This is a genomic window from Acidaminococcus hominis, assembly GCF_022484025.1.
Lineage (GTDB): Bacteria > Bacillota > Negativicutes > Acidaminococcales > Acidaminococcaceae > Acidaminococcus > Acidaminococcus hominis.
In genome coordinates, this window is the sequence record NZ_JAKVMG010000001.1 from 2,892,435 (window position 1) to 2,914,862 (window position 22,428).

Here is a 22,428-nt window from a genome sequence, read left to right on the forward strand (position 1 = left end):
CCAGCGGGGACGGATTTCCCCCATGGGGGAAATGCCGCAAAGCGGCAATGGGGCCGCCCCACCACAATTCAATTCCTTTTACATCTCTATGTAGATTGGTAGTATCTAATATGTCTAATGAAATCATTCCTTTGCTTTTAAACGAAAAAAACGTAGGGGACGGGGCTTCTCTCTGGCAAAATGCCAAGGGGCCCGTTACTCTCACCGGCTTAACTTCTTCTGTTAAAGTCGGCTTTTTGTGCGCTCTTCAGGAAAAGGCCGGGGCCAAGCAGCCCCTGGTGATCTTCACCGCCAACCGGGAAATCATCCGTGCCTACCGCCGGGAGCTGGCGTACTTCTATCCGGACCTGGCCATGCGGGAGCTGTATCCCGCCAGCCTGATCCACGGCCAGGTGGATACCCGGAACGAAGAAGTCCTGGCCGAACGGGCCGCAGCCCTGGAAATGATCTACAAGCAGGAACCCGGCATCATCTTCATTACTGCCGAGGCTGCCATCCAGAAGCTGCCGCCGCCGGACAGCATCATCAAGGAAAATATCCGTCTGAAACCCGGCATGGAAATTGACCAGGAGACCGTGGTAGCCAAGCTGGTGAAAGCCGGCTACGAACGCACCGAACAGGTGGACACCATCGGCCAATTGGCCGTCCGGGGCGACATCATGGACATTTTCCCCATTAACCACAAAGATCCTGTGCGCATCGAATGGTTCGACAACACCATTGACGTGGTGCGCCATTTCGATATCGATACCCAGCGGAGCATCGGCCCGGCCAAACAGGCCAACATCATGCCCATTGCCCTGCCGGACCAGGAGCCCATCTCCAACATCTTTGCCTACCTGGCAGCGGACTCCCTGGTGGTCCTGGACGAACCCTCCGCCTTCTTTGAAGAATGCAAGAAGAGCTTCGGGGACAACCGGGAATTTGCCGACCAGCTGCTGCTCCAGGCCCAGATGATCGACCTGGCCAAGGAGTGCCATCTGGCGGCGGTCAGCGACCTGGGACATCCCTACTTTGCCAATGCTCCCAAACTTCATGTTCAGGTTCGCACCATTGCGCCCTACAACAAGAATACCGAGCTGCTGCAAAAAGACCTGTCCGGCTGGATCAGCCAGGGCGTCCACCCGCTCATTATGATGGGCACCCGGGACAAAGCCGCAGGCATCGCCGAAAGCCTCCGGGGCGCCGGCATTCCCATGGAGCTGGCCACGGACCCCCTGACCCTGCCCGAGAAGGGCGGCCTGGTGTTCCAGGGCAGCCTGACCAGCGGCTTCTACTTCTGGAACGAAAACTGGCTTCTCTTGACCGAAGGAGACCTGTTCGGCACCCAGAAACGCCGCCGCATTACCCGGAAAAAGGGCAAGGGCCCTGCCATCACCAACTACTTCTCCGACATCTCAGTGGGGGATTACGTGGTCCACGACGTCCAGGGCATCGGCCGCTACATGGGCGTGGAGACCATCGTCATTGACGGCGTCCATCGGGACTACCTGCAGCTCCAGTACGCCAAGGGCGACAAGCTCCACGTACCCGTAGAGCAGGTGGGCCTGCTGCACAAATACATCGGCAACGAGGGCACCCCGCCCAAGCTGTCCAATATGGGCCGGAACGACTGGCAGAAAGCCCGGACCAAGGCCCAGAAGGCCATTACCATCCTGGCCACCGAGCTGCTGCGGCTGTACGCCCAGCGGAAAATCACCCCGGGCCATGCCTTTGCCCCGGATACCCCCCTCCAGAAGGAATTCGAGGACAGCTTCCCCTTTGAGGAAACCCCGGACCAGCTGAAAGCCATTGCGGAAATCAAGGCCGATATGGAAAAGCCCGTTCCCATGGACCGGCTCCTGTGCGGCGACGTGGGCTACGGCAAAACCGAGGTGGCCATTCGGGCCGCCTTCAAGGCCGTGATGGACGGCATGCAGGTAGCCGTCCTGGCCCCTACCACCGTCCTGGCCCAGCAGCACCTGCTGACCTTTACCCAGCGCATGGCCTCCTTTGGCGTGAATATCGAAATGCTCAGCCGCTTCCGGTCCGCCAAGGAGCAGCGGGAAATCATCAAGAAACTGGCCGCCGGCCAGATTGACATCATCATCGGCACCCACCGGATTTTGTCCCCGGACATCTCCTTCCAGTCCCTGGGGCTCCTCATCATCGACGAGGAACAGCGCTTTGGGGTGGCCCAGAAGGAGAAAATGAAGCAGTGGAGCGCCGGCATTGACGTGCTGACCCTGTCCGCCACGCCCATCCCCCGGACCCTGCACCTGGCCCTGGTCAAAGGCCGGGACATGAGCATCATCGAGTCCCCGCCCGAAGACCGGCTGCCCGTAGAAACCTACGTGGCCGAGTACGACGAGGGCATGATTAAAGAAGCCCTGGAGCGGGAAGTCCGCCGGGGCGGCCGGATCTACTACGTGTCCAACCGCATCGAGGGCCTTACCAGCATTGCCACCAGACTCCGGGAACTGGTACCCGGGCTTACCATCGGCATTGCCCACGGCCGCATGACCGAAGACGAACTGGAAGACGTGATGATTGGCTTCTACCACGGGGACTTTGACGTCCTCCTGTGCACCACCATCATCGAAAACGGCCTGGACGTGCCCCTGGCCAACACCATCATCATTGACGGCGCCGAGAACTTCGGCCTGTCCCAGCTGTACCAGATGCGGGGCAGAGTAGGACGCTCCTCTAGGCTGGCCTATGCCTACTTCCTGTACAAGAAGAACCGCGTCCTCAGCGAAATTGCCCAGAAACGCCTCCAGGCCATTCGGGACTTTACCGAACTGGGCGCCGGCTTTAAAATCGCCATGCGGGACCTGGAAATCCGCGGCGCCGGAAACCTTTTGGGCGCCGAACAGCACGGCCAGATTGCCGGCGTAGGCTTTGACCTGTACTGCCGGCTGCTGGAACAGACCATCAACGCCCTGCAAAACGGCGCCGATCCCCAGAAACCCGTGATCCCGGACCCCGTCAGCGATATGAAACTGGACGCCTACATCCCCGACGAATACATCGCCAACCCCCGGTACAAAATGGAAATCTACCATCGCCTGGGGGCATTGAAATACGAAGAAAAAGACGACCTTATGGACGAAATCATCGACCGCTTTGGCACCCCGCCAGAGCAGGTCGTGAACCTGTGGCGCGTAGCTGCCCTGAGAGACCTGTGCCGGAAACTCCGCATCATCGGCATCTCCGTAAGACCCGGAGAAATCCGCATCACCTTCCACCAGCACAGCACCGCCAACCCCGACGTGTTGAAAGCCCTGATCAGAGAATACGTCCCCAGAGCCAACTTGAAAGTCGCCGCCCAACCCCAATTCATTCTTAAAACCCATGGCATGAAAGGCGACCCCTTAACCTGGCTGGAGAAAAATATCCCACGGTTGGTGTGAAGGCTTGGTATAATGGGGGAGGAGGCTGATTTAGCAACGCTTCCGTTGCTTGCAAAAGGCTAGTTCTAGAAGTTTGATAGTGCAGGCCCCAACCGCCTTCAATTGTAAACTCTTTCCGTCCCGCCCCTTTCCACCACCCTTCGGGCGGTTCCCCTTCCCCATAAATGTGGAAGGTAGTGGCGGGCCAGCTTCCTAGTGGTTCGCGGCTCGCTGCGCAGCGGCGTCCTACGGACTTGCTTTGCAGGCCGCTATCACATGGGTCACGTATTCCAAATATCTTTTGAGTAACTCGTGACGATATTTGGACGTGACCGCAACGCTTGAGGAAGCTAAATAAGGAAAAAGTACCTTCCCTTGAAGACGCCCCATCTGCGCCTTTGGAATTCTTATGATAGGCGCATCTTCCCCATTTCAGCTGCTCCACAGCTGAAACGGAGAAGACATGCGGCCGGGGGCCGCAGAAAAGCTGGATAAACTTCCTCAGTCATCCCTACGGGCTGACAGCCCCTTCAACGCTTTGCGCTCATATCCAATTCTCAAGGCTATATGCCGCAGAGAATTGGTTAATATGAGCCATGTGATAGCGGCCTGCAAAGCGAACCTGGAAGGTGAAGCTGAGCAGCATGCCGCGAACCACTCAGGGGCCGGTCTTAGGCCACTAATGGTCATCTTCTTATCAGCAACTATATTTTGGATTTTACTTGACCAGTGGTGGCCTGGACGCCTACCACAAGCGTTGCGTTCGCGTCCAAACAGCGATACAAGTATTCCAGAAGCTGTTTGGTGTACGCGAGCCATGTGATAGCTGCCCAGGAATTGAGCCCGTAGGGCGAAAATGACTGGCTAGCAGCGAACCACTGTGGTAGGTGTCAGCCGCTAGGCTGACGAAGGAAGTTTAAAACCATACTTTATGCTTCAAACAAAGTATAATTATATTGCTATTTTAATATTATTAGAACTCTCTTCGTCGCCTTCCGGCGCCACTTCCCTCACTCTTGATGGAAGTCAAAACTTATGTACCACCACGTTTCTAAAATTACATTTTATTGAGCACAATGTGGGGGTGGAAAAGAAGAATAAAATACATTGTTATTGCGAATTTTGTAGAGAAGCTGACCTCGCGCGCGGGCGGGCGCAGGTGGCGCCGAGAGGCGACGGAGAGTGCTCCTTTTGCGGCCTTTGGCCGCATCTGCCTTCCACTTACCAGTGCACTGCTTGGCGTGCACTGGTAAAGGGGAAGGTGCCGGCGAACTCGCCGGCGGATGGGGTTCAAAAGTAGGATGTCTGCACTACGCCCCGCAGACCGCACGACCTTTTAAAGGCTCCAACCTTTATGCGGCCGCATCCAAACAGCCCGCAGATTCTTCAAGTGGCTGTTTGGTTAATAAGGCCCATGCGATAGCCGTCCAAGAAGCAAGTCCGTCAGGACGTAGCTGATTGGAACACGGCGAACCGCTGGGGGGAGCTGGCAGCCGCAGGCTGACTAAGGGAGTCGTATCCATTTCTCAAGGCCTTGGCCGTAGAGAAATGGAATATACGACCCCTGCGACAGCCGTCCAGGAGCCAAACCTGCAAGGTGACGGCGACTGGAATACGGCGAACCGCTCGGGGATTCCCGGCACCACATCACTTCAGGTTTGCGGACCGCACGACCAAAATCCAATTTTTCTGTAGTTGAGCTACCGTCCTTCTTGCACTAGCCCCAAAAGGGGACAAACCTTTCCCCTCCGGGGAAAATGGCACCGCAGGTGCCAATAGGGGTTCCCTAGGCCGCCCTGCGGCCCCATATATTCCCAAAAACACCTCTACACTTTTCGCAGAAAAGTGTAGGCCATTTCCTTTTTCTTTTTCACTATTCCCCCTCCCACTTCTTCACCCCCTTTTTAACGCTTAACCAATCGCTTAACGGCTAAATGACCTGTGAAAGGAGTCACATCCATGGCAGACCGCTTTATGAAAGGAACCTTAATCCTGGCAGCAGCCGGGCTGATGGTGAAGGTACTGGGCTCGGTGAACCGGATCCTGCTCTCCCGCCTTCTAGGCGGGGAGGGGATTGGGCTCTACCAGATTGCCTACCCCATCTACCTGCTGCTGGTGTCCCTGTCCGCTGCCGGGATTCCTGCGGCCATTTCCATTATGATTTCCCAACGGGCCGCTGCCCGGGACCAAAAGGGTGCCCGGCAGGTGCTGTGGACCTCTGTGGGGCTTATGTTCCTGGGGGGCCTTGCCCTGGCAGCGCTGGCCCTGGGGCTGATTCCCTGGCTCATTGACAGCCATATCATCAAGGACGCCCGGGCCCGGTACGCCATGCTGGCCCTGGTGCCCGCCATTGCCATTTCCATCCCTGTCTCCTGTTTCCGGGGGTATTTCCAGGGGTTCCAGGAAATGGTACCCACCGCCGTAAGCCAGATTGCCGAGCAGTTTACCCGGGTGGTGACCATGGTGATTCTGGCCTATCTGCTGCTGCCCCAGGGACTTCCTATGGCGGCCGCTGGAGCGGCCTTTGGTGCGGTTCCCGGCGCCATTGCAAGTCTTCTGATTTTAGGAGGCTTCTATTATAAACAGCAGCGCCGCTGGCGCACCCTGGAGAGCGCCTCCGCCGTGACGGAGCGTGTTTCTGTGTCGCGGACAGCCTGGCAGATTATCACCCTGGCGCTGCCCGTCACCTGCGCCAATTTGATGGTGCCTGTAGTGTCCGGGATTGAGATGATTTTGGTCCCCGACCGGCTGCTGGCGGCCGGCTTTACCGTAGCCGCCTCCACCCAGGCTCTGGGGTATTTGTCCGGCATGGCCATGCCTCTGGTGAACATGGGAACCATTCCCACCAACTCCCTGGCCGCCTCCGTGGTCCCCGCCATCAGCGAGGCCAAAGTGCTCCATCGCAGGGACCTGATGCAGGACAAAGCCCAGCGGGCCATCCGCTTCTTTTTGCTGCTGAATCTCCCGGCCGCAGTGGGCGTCTGCGTACTGGGGGCGCCGTTCTCCCGGCTTTTGTACGGCACCAGCCACGCCGGCGCGGTGATCACCGCCCTGGCCCCGGCCATCTTCTTTCTGGGGCTTCACCAGGTGTCCACGGCTATCCTTCAGGGCCTGGGGCATACCCGGATTCCCATGATCAATATGCTGCTGAGCCTGGTGGTGAAGGTCAGCCTGCTGTGGGTCCTGGCCGCCAACCCCGCCTATAACATTTTGGGGGCCGCCTGGGCCACCGACGCCAACCTGGCCCTGGCCGGCTGCGCCAATGTATTTTTCATGTATAAGACCGACAAAATCACCTTCCCTTTTGTCCATCTGGGACGGATACTCATCGCTTCCGCCGTCATGGGAGGCGCCGTCCTTTTTGCCTGGAAGAACGTCCTGTCCAAGGCCCTGCCCTTCGTTCCCGGCATCTTGGCCACCGTGGCCCTGGGGGCTGCCCTGTATCTGGCCGCCCTGCTGCTGACGAAAGAAGTAAGCGTAGGGGAGCTGAAAAAACTGCTCAAGAGAAAAAACTAAGGAGGCAACACCATGCATAAACCCATTCCCCCTGCACCCACTACCCCTGGCGTGCTGGACCTGCGTCCGCTGATCCAGCTGGTGCAGGTACTCCGTGAGCCCGGGGGCTGTCCCTGGGACCAGGTCCAAACCCACCGTTCCATGCGCCGGGAGCTGGTGGAGGAGGTCTACGAAATGCTGGAGGCCATCGACGAGGGCGACGTGCCCGGTATGCGGGAAGAACTGGGGGACGTGCTCCTCCAGGTGGTCTTCCACGCCCGGCTGGCCGAGGAGGACGGGCTGTTTTCCATGCAGGACATCATCACCGACGTGGTGGACAAGCTGGTTTACCGCCACCCCTACGTGTTTGGCGATACCCAGGTGGACGGGGCGGCCCAGGTGGTGGCCAACTGGGAAACCCTGAAGGCCAAGGAGAAGACCGACCGGAAAAGCGTCCTGGACGGCATTGCCAAGGGTCTGCCCTCTCTCATGCGGGCCTACAAACTTAGCGCCAAAGCCGCCAAAACGGGCTTTGACTGGCCGGACGCCCCTGCCGCAAGGCAGAAGGTGGACGAGGAACTTTTGGAGCTCCAGGAGGCCGCTGAGGCCGGAGACGGGGACCACACCGAGGAAGAACTGGGGGACGCCCTGTTCGCCCTGGCGGTTTACGCAAGAAAGCTGGAGCTGGAGCCGGAAACGGCCCTGAACCGGGCCTGCAACAAGTTTGACCGGCGCTTTCGGTATGTAGAGGCGCTGGTAAAGGCCGACCACAGGGAGTGGAAAGACCTGTCTTTGGAGGACCTGACGGCCCTCTGGAACCAGGCAAAACAGCATTTTTCTGTGACTAAATAAAAAACACGTGCATTTTTACTGGGTTTGTGCTACTATGTCTACAGTCGGGCGCCATTAGAAGGGCGCAATAAGTATTTAGGAGGATTTCTTATGAACAAAAGTGAACTGATCTCTGAAGTTGCGTCTAAAACCGCTCTGCCGAAAAAAGACGCTGAAAAGGCCGTAAACGCATTTATCGATACCGTTAAAGAAGCTGTTGCCAAGGATGACAAGGTACAGCTGATTGGTTTTGGTACTTTCGAAGCTCGGGTTCGCAATGCTCGCAGCGGCAAAAATCCTCGTACCGGTGAAACCATCCAAATCGAAGAAGCTAGAGTTCCCGCTTTCAAAGCCGGCAAAGCTTTCAAGGATGCCGTAAACAAGTAATTGCTCTGCACTGCAGCCTGATGCCCCGGGTATCAGGTTGCTTTTTTTCTCTGGGTTTGAACAAACAGGAAAGGATGGACCATGACAGCAAAAAGAAAGATTCCTCGTTACTTTGTACTGGGACTGGCAGCCATTCTAAGCCTTTTTCTGTTTCGTGTAGCCAGCCAAGGCTATGACCTTTACTGCGTCCACAAGGAAACGGTGAAAACCCAGGCGAAGGTGGATTCCCTGAAAAAGGAAAACGCCCAGCTGGAACAGGAGAAGGAAAACTTGGGAGAAATTCGCTACATCGAGAAGGTCGCCCGTAATGAGCACAACATGGTGGGAAAGAACGAGATTCCCTTGTTTATGATTGACGGTAAGGACAAAGCCAAAGCTTCCGGGAAATAGTTCCTGGAAGCTTGTTTTTATAGTATCTACAGGAAGCCCCGCTTCCAGAAACCTCCGAAAGCGCCTAAAAAGGCCGCCAATTCGCAGGAACTCAGTTATTTTGCGTCTTGACGAACTTTCCTTAACAACGGTATAATGGTTAACGTAACAATACTTTTAAGGAGGATGTCTTTCACCTATGGCTTTGGATAAGGGAGCTGTGATAGAAGGGGTAGTCACCGGGATTACCAACTTCGGAGCTTTTGTGCAATTACCGGAAAATAAAGTGGGTTTGATTCACATTTCTGAGGTGTCTAACGTATTCGTTAAGGATGTACATGACTTCCTGAAGGTCAAAGAGAAAGTCACGGTGAAAGTCGTTTCCATCGACGATAAAGGCAAAATCGGGTTGTCTCTGAAGGCCCTGATGCCGGCCGCACAGCCGGAAGCCGAAAAGAGAACCGGGGAACCCAAACATTTTGAATCGCGGCGCTTTGAGAACAAACGGCCGGAAGGCAAGCATTTTCATGCTGGCGCGCCCAAGGCAGCAGGTCCTATGTCCTTTGAGGACAAGCTGTCCCGCTTTATGAAAGAAAGCGATGACCGCCTGCTGGATCTCAAACGGAATACAGAATCAAAACGGGGCGGCCGCGGTGCCCGCAGAGGAGATTAATGGACACGAAAGGTACTTCCTCGGAAGTACCTTTTTTTGTTTCAGAGGCCTGCTGTAAGGACCCGGAGAACAAGCTTCTGGAACTGGTGCGGCGCAGCCCCCTGTGGCAGAGCGGCACCACCGTCCTGGCAGCCTGCTCGGGAGGCGCCGATTCCCTGGCCCTCACCGACGCCATGCTGGACGCCGGCGCCCTGGACCGGGTGGATATCCTGGTTGCCCATGTGCAGCACCACCTGCGGGGGGACGAAGCCGAACGGGACGCCCAGCTGGTGGAAGCCTACTGCAAGGAGCAGGGGGCGGCCTTTGTCCGGCTGGACATTAACCCCAAAGCCCTGGCTGAAGGGGCGGGGCTTTCCCTGGAGGACGCCGCCCGGCGCCTGCGCTATGAGGCCCTGGAAGGTTGCCGCCAAAGGGTGGGGGCCAGCGCCATCTTTACCGCCCATCACCTGGACGACCAGGCCGAAACGGTGCTGTTAAACCTCCTAAGGGGGGCGGGCACCCGGGGCTTTCGGGGCATGCTGCCGGTCAAGGGGTACGTAGCAAGACCCCTGCTTTCCGCCACCCGCCAGGACACCGAAGCCTATTGCAGAGCCCGGCACCTGGCTTACTGCACGGACAGCACCAACGACGATACCGCCCTGCGCAGGAACTGGGTCCGCAAGGTGCTTTTGCCCCTGCTTAGGGAGCAGAACCCCCGGATTGCCGTCCAGCTGGCCCAAAGCGCCGCGGTGGCAGCCTGGGATGAGGAATGCTTGGGAGAACTGGCCACGGCCTATACCCAGGACCACCAGAAACGCACCCCAGAAGGCTTTGTGCTGGACACCGGCACCGACTTTCTGGCCCTGCCCCTGGCCGTCAGCACCCGGATTCTCCGCCAGCTGGTGGAGGACGCCGGAGGCAGCGAAATGCGCTTTGACCAAGTGCAGCAGCTATACCAATTGATTTTGCGGGGCATCGGGGGCAAGTCCCTGGACGTACCGGGAAAGGTACGGGTGACCTACCGTCAAGGCAAGCTCACCGCCCGTAAAAATACCATCGCCCGCAGCAAGGAGCGGGCAGCCAAATACCAAAAAAAGGAGCAGCAGCGAAAATGCATGAAAATATCGAAAGAGTACTGATTGACGAAAAATCCCTGAAGGAACGGATTGCCCAGCTGGGTGCCCAGATTAGCAAGGACTACGAAGGCCAGGAACTGGTGGTCATCGGTCTGCTCAAGGGCGCCGCCTATTTCCTGACGGAACTGACCCAGCACATCACCGTGCCCGTACGCATTGACTTTATCAAAGCCTCCTCCTATGGCTCCGGCACCACCACCACCGGCAAAGTGGATATCCAATACGATACCTCCCGGAACCTGGCCGGCAAGAACATTCTTCTGGTGGACGACGTCATCGACACCGGGCTGACCCTGAAGGCCGTAGGCGAGCTGCTGCGCAACCGCAACCCCAAGACCCTGAAGGTTGCCGCCATGCTGGATAAAAAAGAAAGAAGACTGGTGAAAGTCCTGCCGGACTACGCCGGTTTTGAGATCCCCGACGAATTTGTCGTGGGCTTTGGTCTGGATTACGATGAAGAATACCGGAACCTGCCCTTTATCGGCATTCTCAAGAGATCTGTATATGAAAAATAATGTCCGTGTCTGGAACCCTTCCCTTGGAAGCACCTTCAGACAGGAAAGGAGCTGCGCGTGAGCAAATTTATTCGAAACCTGGTATTTTACCTGCTCGTAGTGATTCTGGGCGTGTGGATTTACGACTACTATAACGCCTCCAACGTCCCCAAGAACGAAATGAGTTACAGCAACTTCATGAAGGAAGTCCAGCAGGATGACGTGAAATCCGTCACCATCGTGGACAACTCCGTGATCAAAGGCAAGCTGAAGAGCGGCGCCGAGTTTACCACCATCGCCCCCCGGGACGAAAAAATGGTGGATACCCTCCGGGCCCGTGACGTGGAGATTCGGGCAGAACTGCCGCCCCAGCCCTCCATGCTCAGCTCTCTCCTGACTTCCCTGCTGCCCATGGTGGTCATCGTGATCCTGTGGTTCTTCATGATGAACAACGCCCAGGGCGGCGGCAGCAAGGTCATGAGCTTTGGCAAGAGCAAAGCCAAACTGTACGGCGACGGCAAGAGCAAGGTCACCTTTAAGGACGTGGCCGGCGCTGATGAAGCCAAGCAGGAACTGGAAGAAGTCGTAGAATTCCTCAAGGCACCCCAGAAGTACAACCAACTGGGTGCCAAGATTCCCAAAGGCGTACTGCTGTACGGCCCTCCTGGCACCGGTAAAACCCTGCTGGCCAAAGCCGTAGCAGGCGAAGCCGGCGTGCCCTTCTTCAGCATCTCCGGTTCCGACTTTGTGGAAATGTTCGTCGGCGTGGGCGCCTCCCGTGTCCGGGACCTGTTTGACCAGGCCAAGAAAAACGCCCCCTGTATTGTCTTCATCGACGAAATCGACGCCGTGGGTCGCCAGAGAGGCGCAGGCCTGGGCGGCGGACACGACGAACGGGAACAGACCCTGAACCAATTGCTGGTCGAAATGGACGGCTTTGGCGCCAACGAAGGCATTATCATGATTGCCGCCACCAACCGCCCGGATATCCTGGACCCGGCCCTTCTGCGGCCCGGCCGGTTTGACCGCCAGATCGTGGTGGATAAACCCGACGTCCGCGGCAGACGCGCCATCCTGCGGGTACACACCAAAGGCAAACCCATCGATTCCAACGTGGACCTGGGCATCTTGGCTAGACGTACCCCCGGCTTTACCGGCGCCGACCTGGCCAACCTGGTCAACGAAGGCGCCCTCCTGGCAGCCCGGCATAACCAGATGACCATCACCATGAGCGACATGGAAGAAGCTGCCGAACGCGTGATGATGGGACCCGAACGCAAGAGCCGCCTCATCACCGACGAAGAAAAACGCCTGACCGCTTACCATGAAGGCGGCCATACCCTGGTGGGCATGATGCTGGACCATACCGACCCCGTACACAAAGTAACCATTATCCCCAGAGGCAGAGCCGGCGGCTATACCCTGAGCCTGCCCAAAGAAGACCGTTACTACGCCACCCGCAGCGAAATGCTGGATGAACTGAAAGTCCTTTTGGGCGGCCGTGTGGCAGAAGCCCTGGTGCTTCATGAAATCTCCAGCGGCGCCAGCAACGACCTCCAGCGCGCTACCGAACTGGCCCGCCAGATGACCTGCGAATACGGCATGAGCGACGTCCTGGGCGCCGTAACCTTTGGCCATCGCCAGGAACAAGTCTTCCTGGGCCGGGATATCGGCAGAGAAAACAACTACAGCGAAAAAGTCGCTGCCCAGATTGACAGCGAAATCCGCCGGTTCATTGACGAAGCCTACGAAGGCACTGTCACCCTGCTGAGCAAAAACATCGACAAACTCCACCTCATCGCCCAGGCCCTGATCGAAAGAGAAACCCTGGAAGGCCATGAGATTGAAGAACTGCTGAAATACGGCCACATCTTGGAAAAAGGCGAGAACCCCGAAGCCCCGAAAAATGAACCCCCGGCTGACGGTACCCCCGCACCCATTCCCCCTGTGACCACCGAAGCCGCTGCCCCCGCAGCAGCACCCCAACCCAGTACCAGTGAAGTACCCCAGGCGTAGGGCGGGGAGAAGAAAACCCAGTTACAAAACAAACCAAGGGCTGTGCCAGACACAGCCCTTTTTTCCAGACTTTGTGTTAACGATTCTTTACGTTATGAGAAACGAAAGGATGACGACGATGCGCAACGAAATACTGAAAATCCTGAAAGACAAAGCACCCACCCCCGTATCCGGGGAAGAACTGGCCAAGACCCTGGGCATTACCCGGACAGCCATCTGGAAACATATCCAAACCCTGAAAAAAGAAGGCTATCAGATTGAAGCCTACACCAAAAAAGGCTACGTTCTCACCGGCGTACCCGATAAACTGCTGCCCGCAGAAATCGGTGACGCCTTGACCACCCGCTTCATCGGCCATCACATCTGCTACGAAGACACCGTCGTGTCCTCCAACGAAGTCCTGAAAAAACTCGCCAGCACCGGCGCCGAAGACGGCACCATCTGCGTAGCCGAAGAACAAACCGGCGGCAAAGGCAGACTGGCCAGAGGCTGGTACAGCCCCAAAGGCAAAGGCCTGTGGTTCTCCGTGCTGTTAAAACCCACCTTCCTGCCCCAGGAAGCCCCCAAAATGACCCTGCTCGCCGCCGTGGCCGTAGTCCGCGCCATTAGAGAAGTCTGCGGCGTAGAAGCCCTCATCAAATGGCCCAACGACGTTTTGCTAGATAACCGCAAACTCGTGGGCATCCTGACCGAAATGAGCGCCGAATTCGGCCACATCAACTACCTGGTGGTAGGCATCGGCATCAACGTCTGCGTCCCCAGAGAAATGGTACCCGAGGAACTCAGAGCCTCCGCCGTCTCCATAGAAGACGTCAACGGCACCCACGTAGACCGAGTCCAACTCCTGGCCAAAGTCCTGGATTACATGGAATACTATTATGACGAAGCCTGCAAAAACGGCTTCGCCCCCGTCTTCGACCAGTGGAGAGAATACTCCGCCACCCTGGGCCGCATGGTCAAAGTCATCTCCCCCGACGCCACCTACTTGGGAGAAGCCCTGGATATCGACGACACCGGCGCCCTGCTGGTGAAAAAAGAAGACGGAGAAATAGAAAAAGTACTCGCCGGCGACGTGTCCATCAGACCCGCCCATGGGACCGGCAAGTACGCGTAAGAAGGAAAAGGGAAGAAAAGAGAAGAAAAAAGAATAGGAAATGGAAAAAGACGTACCGCTGAGAAGAGAGCGGTACGTCTTTTTTGAATGGAGAAGAACGCAGCTGCGCAGCGAGTTGCGAACAACCTGGTTGCCAAAAACGTATTACGGTTTTCATCCAGGTTTTGGGAGTCGTATCCATTTCTCAAGGCTTTAGCCGTAGAGAAATGGAATATACGACCCCTGCGACAGCCGTCCGGGAATCAAACCTGTAGGGTGCTGATGACCGGTATACGGCGAACCGCTCGGCTACCGCCCGCTTGCCTTCTCCGCCCATTGTCTCCTCCATTTCGCCGTGGAAACGGCTGAAATGGGGGAGATGCGCCTATTTCAAAGCTACTAGAGGCGCAGAGGGGGAGAGTGGACGTAGGGAAGGTGTCTGACGTTAGGAAGGCGGTTGGGGCAGGCCAGACATTATGATTTCAGTAGTGAACTACTGGAATACATGACTTAGACCTCCGGGCATCCTGGTTGTGAACCCCATCCTTGTTCCGCTTTAATGCCGGGGGCGGAACGTTCCTTCCCCCCATTGTCTTCTCCGTTTCAGCTGTGGAACAGCTGAAACGGAGAAGATGCGCCTAGCATAAGAATTCCAAAGGCGCAGATGGGGCGTGTTCAAGGGAAGGTGCCTGATGTCAGGAAGGCGGTTGGGGCGGTCCAGGTATTATGATTTCAGTAGTGAACTACTGGAATACATGACTTAGCCCTCCGGGCATTTTGGTTGTGAACTCCATCCGCCGGCGAATTCGCCGGCACCTTCCTCTTCTCCAGTGCACGCCAAGCAGCGCACTGTTAAGTGGAAGGCAGCGGCCTTCGGCCGAAATGTTTGGAGAGGTCTGCTGGATGCCGGGTATTGCGCTTTTCATCCAGGTATTAGGGAGTCGTATCCATTTCTCAAGGCCCTGGCCGCGGAGAAATGGAATATACGACCCCTGCGACAGCCGTCCAGAAATTGAGCCTGAAAGGCGAAAATGACTGGAGTACGGCGAACCGCTTGGCCACCAGCCGCCTGCCTTCTCCGCCCATTGTCTTCTCCGTTTCAGCTGTGGAACAGCTGAAATGGGGAAGATGCGCCTATTCCAAGGCTACTAGAGGCGCAGAGGGGGAGAGTGGACGTGGGGAAGGTGCCTGACGCTAGGAAGGCGGATGGGGCAACCCAGGTATTAGGCTTTTAATTGAGAAGTACTAAAACCAAATTTGGCCCTCCGGGCATTTTGGTTGCGAACTCCATCCGCCGGCGAATTGCCGGCACCTTCCTCTTCTCCAGTGCACGCCAAGCAGTGCACTGGTAAGTGGAAGGCAGCGGCCTTCGGCCGAAATGTTTGGAGAGGTCTGTTGAATGCCGGGTATTGCGTTTTTCAACCAGGTATTAGGGAGTCGTATCCATTTCTCAAGGCTCTAGCCGTAGAGAAATGGAATATACGACCCCTGCGATAGCCGTCCAGGAATCAAACCCGTAGGGTGCTGATGACCGGTATACGGCGAACCGCTCGGCCACCGCCCGCTTGCCTTCTCCGCCCACTCGTCTTCTCCGTTTCAGCTGTGGAACAGCTGAAATGGGGAAGATGCGCCTAGCATAAGAATTCCAAAGGCGCAGATGGGGCGTGCTCAAGGGAAGGTGCTGACGTCAGGAAGGCGGTTGGGGCGGTCCAGGCATTTTGGCCTTTCTTAGAGCGTGTCTGCATTGGCCTTCAGGGCATTTTGGTTGTGAACTCCATCCGCCGGCTAATTCGCCGGCACCTTCCTCTTTACCTGTTCGAGCGAAGCTGCGAACAGGTAAGTGGAAGGCAACGGTCTTCGGCCGAAATACTGGGAAAGGCCTGCTTGATATTGGGTTTTACGTTTCTCATTCGGGTATTATGATTATCAATTGGTCAGTGCAGATTCAGCTCATAACGCCTGGTTTAAACCAGTTACTAATTCTTTTCAGCAGATTTTAGCGGCCTCTGGCCGCCTGCCTTCTCCGCCCCACAGTGGTCCAAGGCGGGGAAGGTGCCTGACGCCAGGAAGGCGGTTGGGGCCGCCCAGGCATTATTTTTTCATCCAGGCAATACTCCTTTTACCCTTCTAATTCTTTTTTCTTCCGTGCGGTAATTTTCATATGATATCGGTTCATTTTTTCAACCATAGCCTTCACTTTATTATCAATGTCTGTACAAACCACATCAAATTGTTGATTTACTTCCAAATTCGTATATCGCAATACCTGAATTCCCATTTTGGCTAGAAATTCCGTGCGCTTTTGATCATATACCCTTGCAGCATCTTCATAATGTTGACTGCCGTCCAGTTCAATGGCCAGCTTTAATTGGACACAGTAAAAATCAACGATATATTCTCCGATTACTTTTTGCCTGCGCCATCTGATCCAGTAGCCGCGGAGGAAGTTGTACCATAGTTTCCTCTCTTGCTTGGTCATGTTTTTCCGTAATTCTCGGGCATTGTTCATCAGTTCTTTGTGTCGTTCTGTCTGCATATCTTCCATGACTTTTGCTCCTTTGCGCCTAGATATCCTCATAGTAACGAAACAAATAGGGGATGTCTATAGCTTGAGAACGAACGGGAAGAATGGGCATAGGAACGGGTAAACTGTACTATTTCAGGCATTAGTTCTTGCTTCTCTAAGTGGATTTCCTGCACCATTATGATCGTTTACCTACTACGGCTAAAAAACATCTCCCGTAATCACTACGATAGTTTACCGTTTTATGGAGCCTCACCCAGTCTTCTTCCCCCTCACCTCGGCAAATTCGCCCTCTCCCGGCCGAAACGGCATTGTGGGTAACCCAACCTACCCCACCCCGCCTTTTTCTTGCACGAGCCGCCGCTGGCCGCACCAACCCAAACCCACGCTTACCCGTTTTTTCACCCGGAGTGCCAGTCTTTTTCATACCCAAAATGCGCCCTTCTTTGGAAACTTTGACCCCCTTTAGCCGCTTGACGGCCAGCAGCAGTCCCGGCAGGAATGCGTTTACATTCCTGCTCTCCACACATTACCCCTTGCACGATTTTACCTATTTGATATAATATAGGCGTTTATGGCCGGCCTTAAACCGGGTTCCACGGAAGCCCGGCAGCACGGAAAACAATACCGGCCTTTAGAAAACTGGAGGTAGAAACCATGTTAATGGTTATGGATGTAGGGAACACCAACATTGTGGTAGGTGTACATGACGGGGAAAGCTGGCAGGCCCATTGGCGCATTTCCAGCAGCCGCTCCCGGACTTCGGATGAATTCGGAATCATCCTGGGCAGCATGTTCGCCTACAGCGGCATGGATATGAAAGATATCGAGCATATCATCATCTCCACCGTTGTACCGCCCCTGTTGGTTCCCCTGTGCAATATGTGCAAACGCTATTTCGGGATTACCCCCTTTGTGGTAACCTCCGAAATCAACACCGGACTGCAGCTGGACTACGATGACCCGTCCCAGATCGGCGCCGACCGCATCGTTAACGCCGTGGCCGCCCACCAAATGTACGGCGACAAGGGCAACCTGATCATCATCGACTTTGGCACCGCCACCACCTTCTGCGCCCTGACCCCCGCCGGGGAATACCTGGGCGGCGCCATCGCCCCGGGCATCGGCATTTCCACCGAAGCCCTGTTCCAGAAGGCTGCCAAGCTGCCCCGGATTGAACTGATCAAACCGGAAAAAACCATCTGTAAGGACACCATCCACGCCATGCGTTCCGGCGTCATCTTCGGCTTTGTCGGCCAGATGGACGGCCTGATTACCCGCATGAAGAAGGAACTGGGCGGCCAGGCCTTCGTAATCGCCACCGGCGGCTTCGGTAAGCTCATGGCCTCCGAATCCGAACTGGTGGACGTAGTAGAACCCTTCCTGACCCTGGAAGGACTCCGGATGCTCCACGAAATGAACCAATAACCACAGGCAGCGCTCCTAACCGGGGGCGTTGCTTTTTTTAGGAGGACCTATGACCCCATTTCTCAAAGACCTGTTTACCCGCACCACCCCCGTGATCCTGGCCCCCATGGCCGGCGTCACCGACCTGCCCTTTCGGGTTATCTGCCGGGAGCTGGGCGCCGACTACACCGTATCCGAAATGGTCAGCGCCAAAGCCCTGATGTATAAAAACCAAAAATCCCTGGCCATGCTGGAAATTGCCCCGGAAGAACACCCCGCTGCTATCCAGCTCTTTGGCTCCGTGCCCCAGGAACTGGCCGACGCCGCCAAACTGGCCCAGGCCCATGGCGCCGACCTCATCGACTTTAATATGGGCTGCCCCGTCCACAAAATCGTCTCCAACGGAGAAGGCTCCGCCCTGATGAAAGACCCCGAACGCGCCTACGCCATCTTGGCAGCTATGGTGGACGCCGTGGACATCCCCGTTACCGTGAAATTCCGCACCGGCTGGGACCAGGAACACCAAAACTGCGTAGAAATCGCCAAACTGGCCGAAAAAGCCGGCGTTGCTGCTGTAGCCGTCCATGGCCGCACCCGGACCCAGTTCTACAGCGGCAAAGCCGATTGGGAAAAAATCCGCGAAGTCAAAGAAAGCGTCGGTATTCCCGTCATCGGCAACGGTGACGTCTTTACCCCCGGCGACGCCCTGGCCCTGAAAAAAGCCACCCATTGCGACGGCATCATGATCGCCAGAGGCGCCCAAGGCAACCCCTGGATCTTTAGAGAAGTCAAAGCCGCATTGGAAGGCAAACCCATCCCCAGCGTATCGCTGGAAGAACGCTTCGCCATGGTCCGCCGCCACCTGGCCGACTTGATCGCCTTTAAAGGCGAACGCGTAGCCCTGAGAGAAATGCGCCACCACGGCGCCTGCTACTTCACCGGCCTGCCCCATAGCGCATACTATAGAAACGCCATCAACCAGACCACTAAGCATGACGACTTTTTGAAAGTCCTGGATGAGTACGAAGACGAATTGCAGGACGAAAGAGCACTGTAGGAGAAGAAAATAAAAACGATTGAAAAGACGTGCCGCTTTCCAGGAGAAGGAGAGCGGTACGTTTTTTATGAGGAAGAAGGGAGTGGGGGGGGGAATCCTGGTGTTGAACCCCATCCGCCGGCGAATTGCCGGCACCTTCCTCTTCACTGGTCATTTAGCTGTTAAGCGATTGGTTAAACGTAAAAAGAGGGTGAAGAGGGGTGAAGGAGGATAGATGAAGGGAAAAAGGAAATGGCCTACACTTTTCTGCGAAAAGTGTAGAGGTGTTTTTAACAATATATGACCCTCCGGGCAACTTGGTTGCGAACCCCATCCGCCGGCGAATTCGCCGGCACCTTCCTCTTCTCCTGTTCGAGCGAAGCTGCGAACAGGTAAGTGGAAGGCAGCGGCCTACGGCCGCAATGCGGGAATAAACTTCCCCAGTCAGCTCTATGAGCTGACTGGGGAAGTTCCAGGGTGAAGCTGAGCAGCATGCCGCGAACCACTCAGGGGCCAGTCTTAGGCCCCTACGAGTCATGTGCTAAACGGGGTTTGAGTAAGAATTTATGACACGTAGATAAATTTCTAACTTTAACCCCATCTAAAACTTGACCAGCAACGTCATAGAACGTCTCCTTCAAGCGTGAAGGAGATACCGACGTAGTCGGCAGAGGAAGTTCAACAAAGCATTTTGCGGCCTCCCGGCCGCTTGCCTTCTCCGCCCCACAGTGGTCCAAGGCGGGGAAGGTGCCTGACGCCAGGAAGGCGGTTGGGGAAGGCCAGGTATTATGGTTTTAGTAGTGAACTACTGGAATACATGACTTAGCCCTCCGGGCATCTTGGTGCTGAACTCCATCTGCCGGCTAATTCGCCGGCACCTTCCTCTTCACCGTTCATTTAGCTGTTAAGCGATTGGTTAAGCGTCAAAAGAGGGTGAAGAGGGGGGAGGGAGGATAGATGAAGGGAAAAAGGAAATGGCCTACACTTTTCTGCGAAAAGTGTAGAGGTGTTTTTAACAATATATGACCCTCCGGGCATTTTGGTTGCGAACCCCATCCGCCGGCTAATTCGCCGGCACCTTCCTCTTCTCCTGTTCGAGCGAAGCTGCGAACAGGTAAGTGGAAGGCAGCGGCCTACGGCCGCAAAATACTAGGATAAACTTCCTCCGTCAGCCTATGGCTGACACCTACCACACGCTTGTGGTAGGCTTCCATAACCAATACTGGTCATGTAGAATCTAAAATATCGTGCTGATATGAAGCTGACCAGTGGCTCTCTGGAACGCTTCCTGCAAGCGTTGCGCTCGCGTCCAAACAGCGCTCCAGGTATTCCAAAAAGCTGTTTGGTATACGCGAGCCATGTGATAGCTGCCCAGGAATTGAGCCCGTAGGGCGAAAATGACTGGCTAGCAGCGAACCACTTAGGAAGTGTCGCCAAAGGCGACGATAGAAGTTTTATTTTTTCGCAGCCCCGGAAAGAGTTCATAATTGAGGGCGGATGGGGCAACAGAGCCTTATGCTTTTACTTTGAATACCTTTCCATTGTCCTTTGGCCACTACACCGTACAATCCCACCCACACCCAAACAAAATTTCACATAATACACTTAACACAACCCATATTTTGTAATATTTCACTCTAGATAGAACACCTGTTCATATGCTATACTGTCCTCAACAAGCAACGCAACGGACCTAATTTCATACAGCCCTACGAGGTACACCACCATGAAACCCACTACCTATACCTACAAACTCTACCCATCCCGCCGCAATAAGCACCTGCACCAGCTGCTTGAAGCAGCACGGCAGACCTATAACCACTGCATCAAACTCTATCGCCGCTATTATCGCCTGTATCACGAAAAACTACCCAAACAAAAACTCCAGCGCCAGCTGACTAAACAACAAAAATTGCCGCACTATGCCTATCTCCGCCAGCTGCCGTCCAGCATCAGAAACGCCATACCTTACAAAATCGAAAAAGCCTACCAATCCTATTTTTCCATCCTGGGAAAAAACAAAAGAGCCGCACCCCCGTGCTGCCGCAGCCAAGAAGCATTCACCACCATCACCCTGTACCAATCCGGCTGGAAACTGGACGAAGAACACCACCGCATTCGCATAGGCAAAACCTGGTACAAATACTTTCGTGATAGAGCCCTACCCAGCAAACCCAAGTCCGTTACCCTCAAACGCAGCCCCCTGGGCGACTTCTACCTCTACTTCACCTGCCAGATACCCAAACAGTTTATCCCGTTTCGCAAACGAAAGGTCATAGGACTGGACTACAGCATGCAGGACTTTCTGTGCGGATCCGATGGAAATAGGATTTCTGAACCACAGTTCTTGCGGGAAAGCCTGGCTGCCATTCAGAAAGCAGCAGACTCTCTTGCCCATAAACACTCAGGTTCCAATAACTATCAACGAGCCAAGAAGGACCTGCTGCGAAAGTACGAAAAACTGAAGAACCAACGCAGCGATTTCCAGTGGAAGTTGGCCCGCAAGCTTGTCCAAGACTATACCGTAGTGGCCATCGAAAGCCTGGACAGCCAGAAATTGCAGAAAAAGTTTGGACATCGCATAGCAGATTATGCATTGGCAGACTTTATCAAGAAACTCAAATATAAAGCAGAAGAAACCAATACACTGATTTTTGAACATCACCCATATTTTGCTTCCAGTCAGACCTGCAGCAACTGCGGGCATCGCAATCCCCAGGTGAAAAATATGCAGGTGAAGACCTGGATTTGTCCCCACTGTGGGGCAGAGCATGACAGGGACACCAATGCGGCGATCAACCTTGCCCAACACGCAATGGAAATATTGCTGCGGGGCGGGAAGCAAAGAATGCGCACCACATCAGAGCAAAAGTAATTCAGTATTTATTTTCTAGAAAGCTTCAACAGCTGTTGAACAATTCCCGGGATTCACAGCACAAGAAATTCTTGAGGTAGGGCATTACCTCTTGCGGAGCCATATTCCATACGGGAACCGGCTCCCACGAATGTACAAGAGACAGCGCATCACCACAGATCTCCTGTATGTATGCCAGAGGTGTTTTTTGATTTTATCAATCCATCTTCGAAGCCAGAAACCAGCAGCAGGGCCCTTGCAGTAAAACGTAAGAATCACCAAAGCGGTAAGAAGGAGGAGGGGGCTAATAAGCCGCTTTCCCCAGCAGATAAACACTTGGAGCTCCATTATCTGCCGGAGGAAAGGAAAGCCTAGCAGACTTGCCCTACGGCGTATTTCTGCGCCTGAAAATAACCCTTAAACTTTTTTTGAATAAAGTGTTGACGACCGTAACTTCCTGTGCTATTATATACAAGCTGTCTCGTACGGAAACAAACGAGCAGCTAACAGCAGGCAGAAAGTCAAGTACTTCAATCGCCTTGGATGAACTATTGAATTAGCCTTCACCCAAAGCAATTTAGGAAAGCAAATGACAGGTGTCTGGCCAAACTATTTTAGCGAAGCTATTTTAGGAAGGCCCTAGAGTATCGTTGAAACCAACCTTTCGCAAGCAGTAGAAATGCTGCACCAGACGAATCTCGGTTTTAATATATTCTCAAAAACACCCTGAACGAGCAGACGACAGGTGTCTGGCCAAGCTTTT

Annotated in this window: 14 protein-coding genes; 13 read left to right on the plus strand and 1 reads right to left on the minus strand. The window is 55.0% G+C overall.

The features are described 5' to 3' along the window. Positions 1-110: 110 nt before the first annotated feature. The 10 genes from mfd (at position 111) to LKE88_RS13090 (ending at position 13,865) form a co-directional block, all read left to right on the plus strand. Positions 111-3,392 carry a transcription-repair coupling factor gene (gene mfd, locus LKE88_RS13045; protein WP_276803866.1) on the plus strand — a complete coding sequence of 1,094 codons (3,282 nt, stop codon included), beginning with the start codon at positions 111-113 and terminating at the stop codon, positions 3,390-3,392. 1,938 nt (positions 3,393-5,330) lie between these two features. Continuing rightward, positions 5,331-6,887: a putative polysaccharide biosynthesis protein gene (locus tag LKE88_RS13050; RefSeq protein WP_231086452.1), complete on the plus strand. Its 1,557-nt coding sequence runs from the start codon at positions 5,331-5,333 to the stop codon at positions 6,885-6,887. A gap of 12 nt (positions 6,888-6,899) precedes the next feature. Next, the gene (gene mazG / locus LKE88_RS13055; protein ID WP_276803868.1) at positions 6,900-7,718 is read left to right on the plus strand and encodes a nucleoside triphosphate pyrophosphohydrolase; all 819 of its coding nucleotides are present in this window, start codon (positions 6,900-6,902) and stop codon (positions 7,716-7,718) included. A gap of 90 nt (positions 7,719-7,808) precedes the next feature. Continuing rightward, entirely contained in the window at positions 7,809-8,084 is a 276-nt protein-coding gene (hbs, locus tag LKE88_RS13060) for a non-specific DNA-binding protein Hbs (RefSeq protein WP_118287147.1), read from the plus strand. An 81-nt stretch (positions 8,085-8,165) separates the two neighbouring features. Beyond that, complete coding sequence (locus tag LKE88_RS13065) at positions 8,166-8,474, plus strand: FtsB family cell division protein (RefSeq protein ID WP_276803870.1); 309 nt, start codon at positions 8,166-8,168, stop codon at positions 8,472-8,474. 178 nt (positions 8,475-8,652) lie between these two features. Further along, positions 8,653-9,126: a S1 RNA-binding domain-containing protein gene (locus LKE88_RS13070; RefSeq protein ID WP_105325898.1), complete on the plus strand. Its 474-nt coding sequence runs from the start codon at positions 8,653-8,655 to the stop codon at positions 9,124-9,126. Next, the gene (gene tilS / locus LKE88_RS13075; protein ID WP_276803873.1) at positions 9,126-10,244 is read left to right on the plus strand and encodes a tRNA lysidine(34) synthetase TilS; all 1,119 of its coding nucleotides are present in this window, start codon (positions 9,126-9,128) and stop codon (positions 10,242-10,244) included. Before LKE88_RS13070 ends, tilS begins: the two co-directional genes overlap by 1 nt. Then, complete coding sequence (hpt, locus tag LKE88_RS13080) at positions 10,217-10,756, plus strand: hypoxanthine phosphoribosyltransferase (protein WP_118287143.1); 540 nt, start codon at positions 10,217-10,219, stop codon at positions 10,754-10,756. The genes tilS and hpt overlap by 28 nt, the downstream gene beginning before the upstream one ends. 57 nt (positions 10,757-10,813) lie before the next feature. Then, positions 10,814-12,751, plus strand: coding sequence for an ATP-dependent zinc metalloprotease FtsH (gene ftsH, locus LKE88_RS13085; protein WP_276803875.1), 1,938 nt, complete (start codon positions 10,814-10,816; stop codon positions 12,749-12,751). Between the two features lie 118 nt (positions 12,752-12,869). Further along, a complete protein-coding gene (locus LKE88_RS13090) occupies positions 12,870-13,865 on the plus strand; it encodes a biotin--[acetyl-CoA-carboxylase] ligase (RefSeq protein WP_276803877.1) in 996 nt (331 codons plus the stop codon). A gap of 2,098 nt (positions 13,866-15,963) precedes the next feature. On the opposite strand, the gene LKE88_RS13095 is transcribed toward LKE88_RS13090, so the two are convergent. After that, positions 15,964-16,389 carry an endonuclease domain-containing protein gene (locus LKE88_RS13095; protein ID WP_276803879.1) on the minus strand — a complete coding sequence of 142 codons (426 nt, stop codon included), beginning with the start codon at positions 16,387-16,389 and terminating at the stop codon, positions 15,964-15,966. A gap of 636 nt (positions 16,390-17,025) precedes the next feature. On the opposite strand from LKE88_RS13095, the gene LKE88_RS13100 reads away from it, so the two are divergent. The 3 genes from LKE88_RS13100 (at position 17,026) to LKE88_RS13110 (ending at position 21,686) form a co-directional block, all read left to right on the plus strand. Then, positions 17,026-17,796, plus strand: coding sequence for a type III pantothenate kinase (locus tag LKE88_RS13100; RefSeq protein ID WP_105325894.1), 771 nt, complete (start codon positions 17,026-17,028; stop codon positions 17,794-17,796). Positions 17,797-17,845: 49 nt separating this feature from the next. Then, a complete protein-coding gene (gene dusB, locus LKE88_RS13105; RefSeq protein WP_276803881.1) occupies positions 17,846-18,832 on the plus strand; it encodes a tRNA dihydrouridine synthase DusB in 987 nt (328 codons plus the stop codon). Between the two features lie 1,705 nt (positions 18,833-20,537). After that, positions 20,538-21,686 carry an RNA-guided endonuclease InsQ/TnpB family protein gene (locus tag LKE88_RS13110; RefSeq protein WP_105325892.1) on the plus strand — a complete coding sequence of 383 codons (1,149 nt, stop codon included), beginning with the start codon at positions 20,538-20,540 and terminating at the stop codon, positions 21,684-21,686. The last annotated feature ends 742 nt before the right edge of the window (positions 21,687-22,428 follow it).

Coding starts and splice junctions, on each gene's coding strand:
- dusB (WP_276803881.1), top strand. CDS start 17,846: ATGACCCCATTTCTCAAAGACCTGTTTACCCGCACCACCCCCGTGATC.
- LKE88_RS13100 (WP_105325894.1), top strand. CDS start 17,026: ATGTTAATGGTTATGGATGTAGGGAACACCAACATTGTGGTAGGTGTA.
- LKE88_RS13110 (WP_105325892.1), top strand. CDS start 20,538: ATGAAACCCACTACCTATACCTACAAACTCTACCCATCCCGCCGCAAT.
- mfd (WP_276803866.1), top strand. CDS start 111: ATGTCTAATGAAATCATTCCTTTGCTTTTAAACGAAAAAAACGTAGGG.
- LKE88_RS13065 (WP_276803870.1), top strand. CDS start 8,166: ATGACAGCAAAAAGAAAGATTCCTCGTTACTTTGTACTGGGACTGGCA.
- LKE88_RS13090 (WP_276803877.1), top strand. CDS start 12,870: ATGCGCAACGAAATACTGAAAATCCTGAAAGACAAAGCACCCACCCCC.
- LKE88_RS13050 (WP_231086452.1), top strand. CDS start 5,331: ATGGCAGACCGCTTTATGAAAGGAACCTTAATCCTGGCAGCAGCCGGG.
- tilS (WP_276803873.1), top strand. CDS start 9,126: ATGGACACGAAAGGTACTTCCTCGGAAGTACCTTTTTTTGTTTCAGAG.
- hpt (WP_118287143.1), top strand. CDS start 10,217: ATGCATGAAAATATCGAAAGAGTACTGATTGACGAAAAATCCCTGAAG.
- LKE88_RS13095 (WP_276803879.1), bottom strand. CDS start 16,389: ATGGAAGATATGCAGACAGAACGACACAAAGAACTGATGAACAATGCC.
- LKE88_RS13070 (WP_105325898.1), top strand. CDS start 8,653: ATGGCTTTGGATAAGGGAGCTGTGATAGAAGGGGTAGTCACCGGGATT.
- hbs (WP_118287147.1), top strand. CDS start 7,809: ATGAACAAAAGTGAACTGATCTCTGAAGTTGCGTCTAAAACCGCTCTG.
- mazG (WP_276803868.1), top strand. CDS start 6,900: ATGCATAAACCCATTCCCCCTGCACCCACTACCCCTGGCGTGCTGGAC.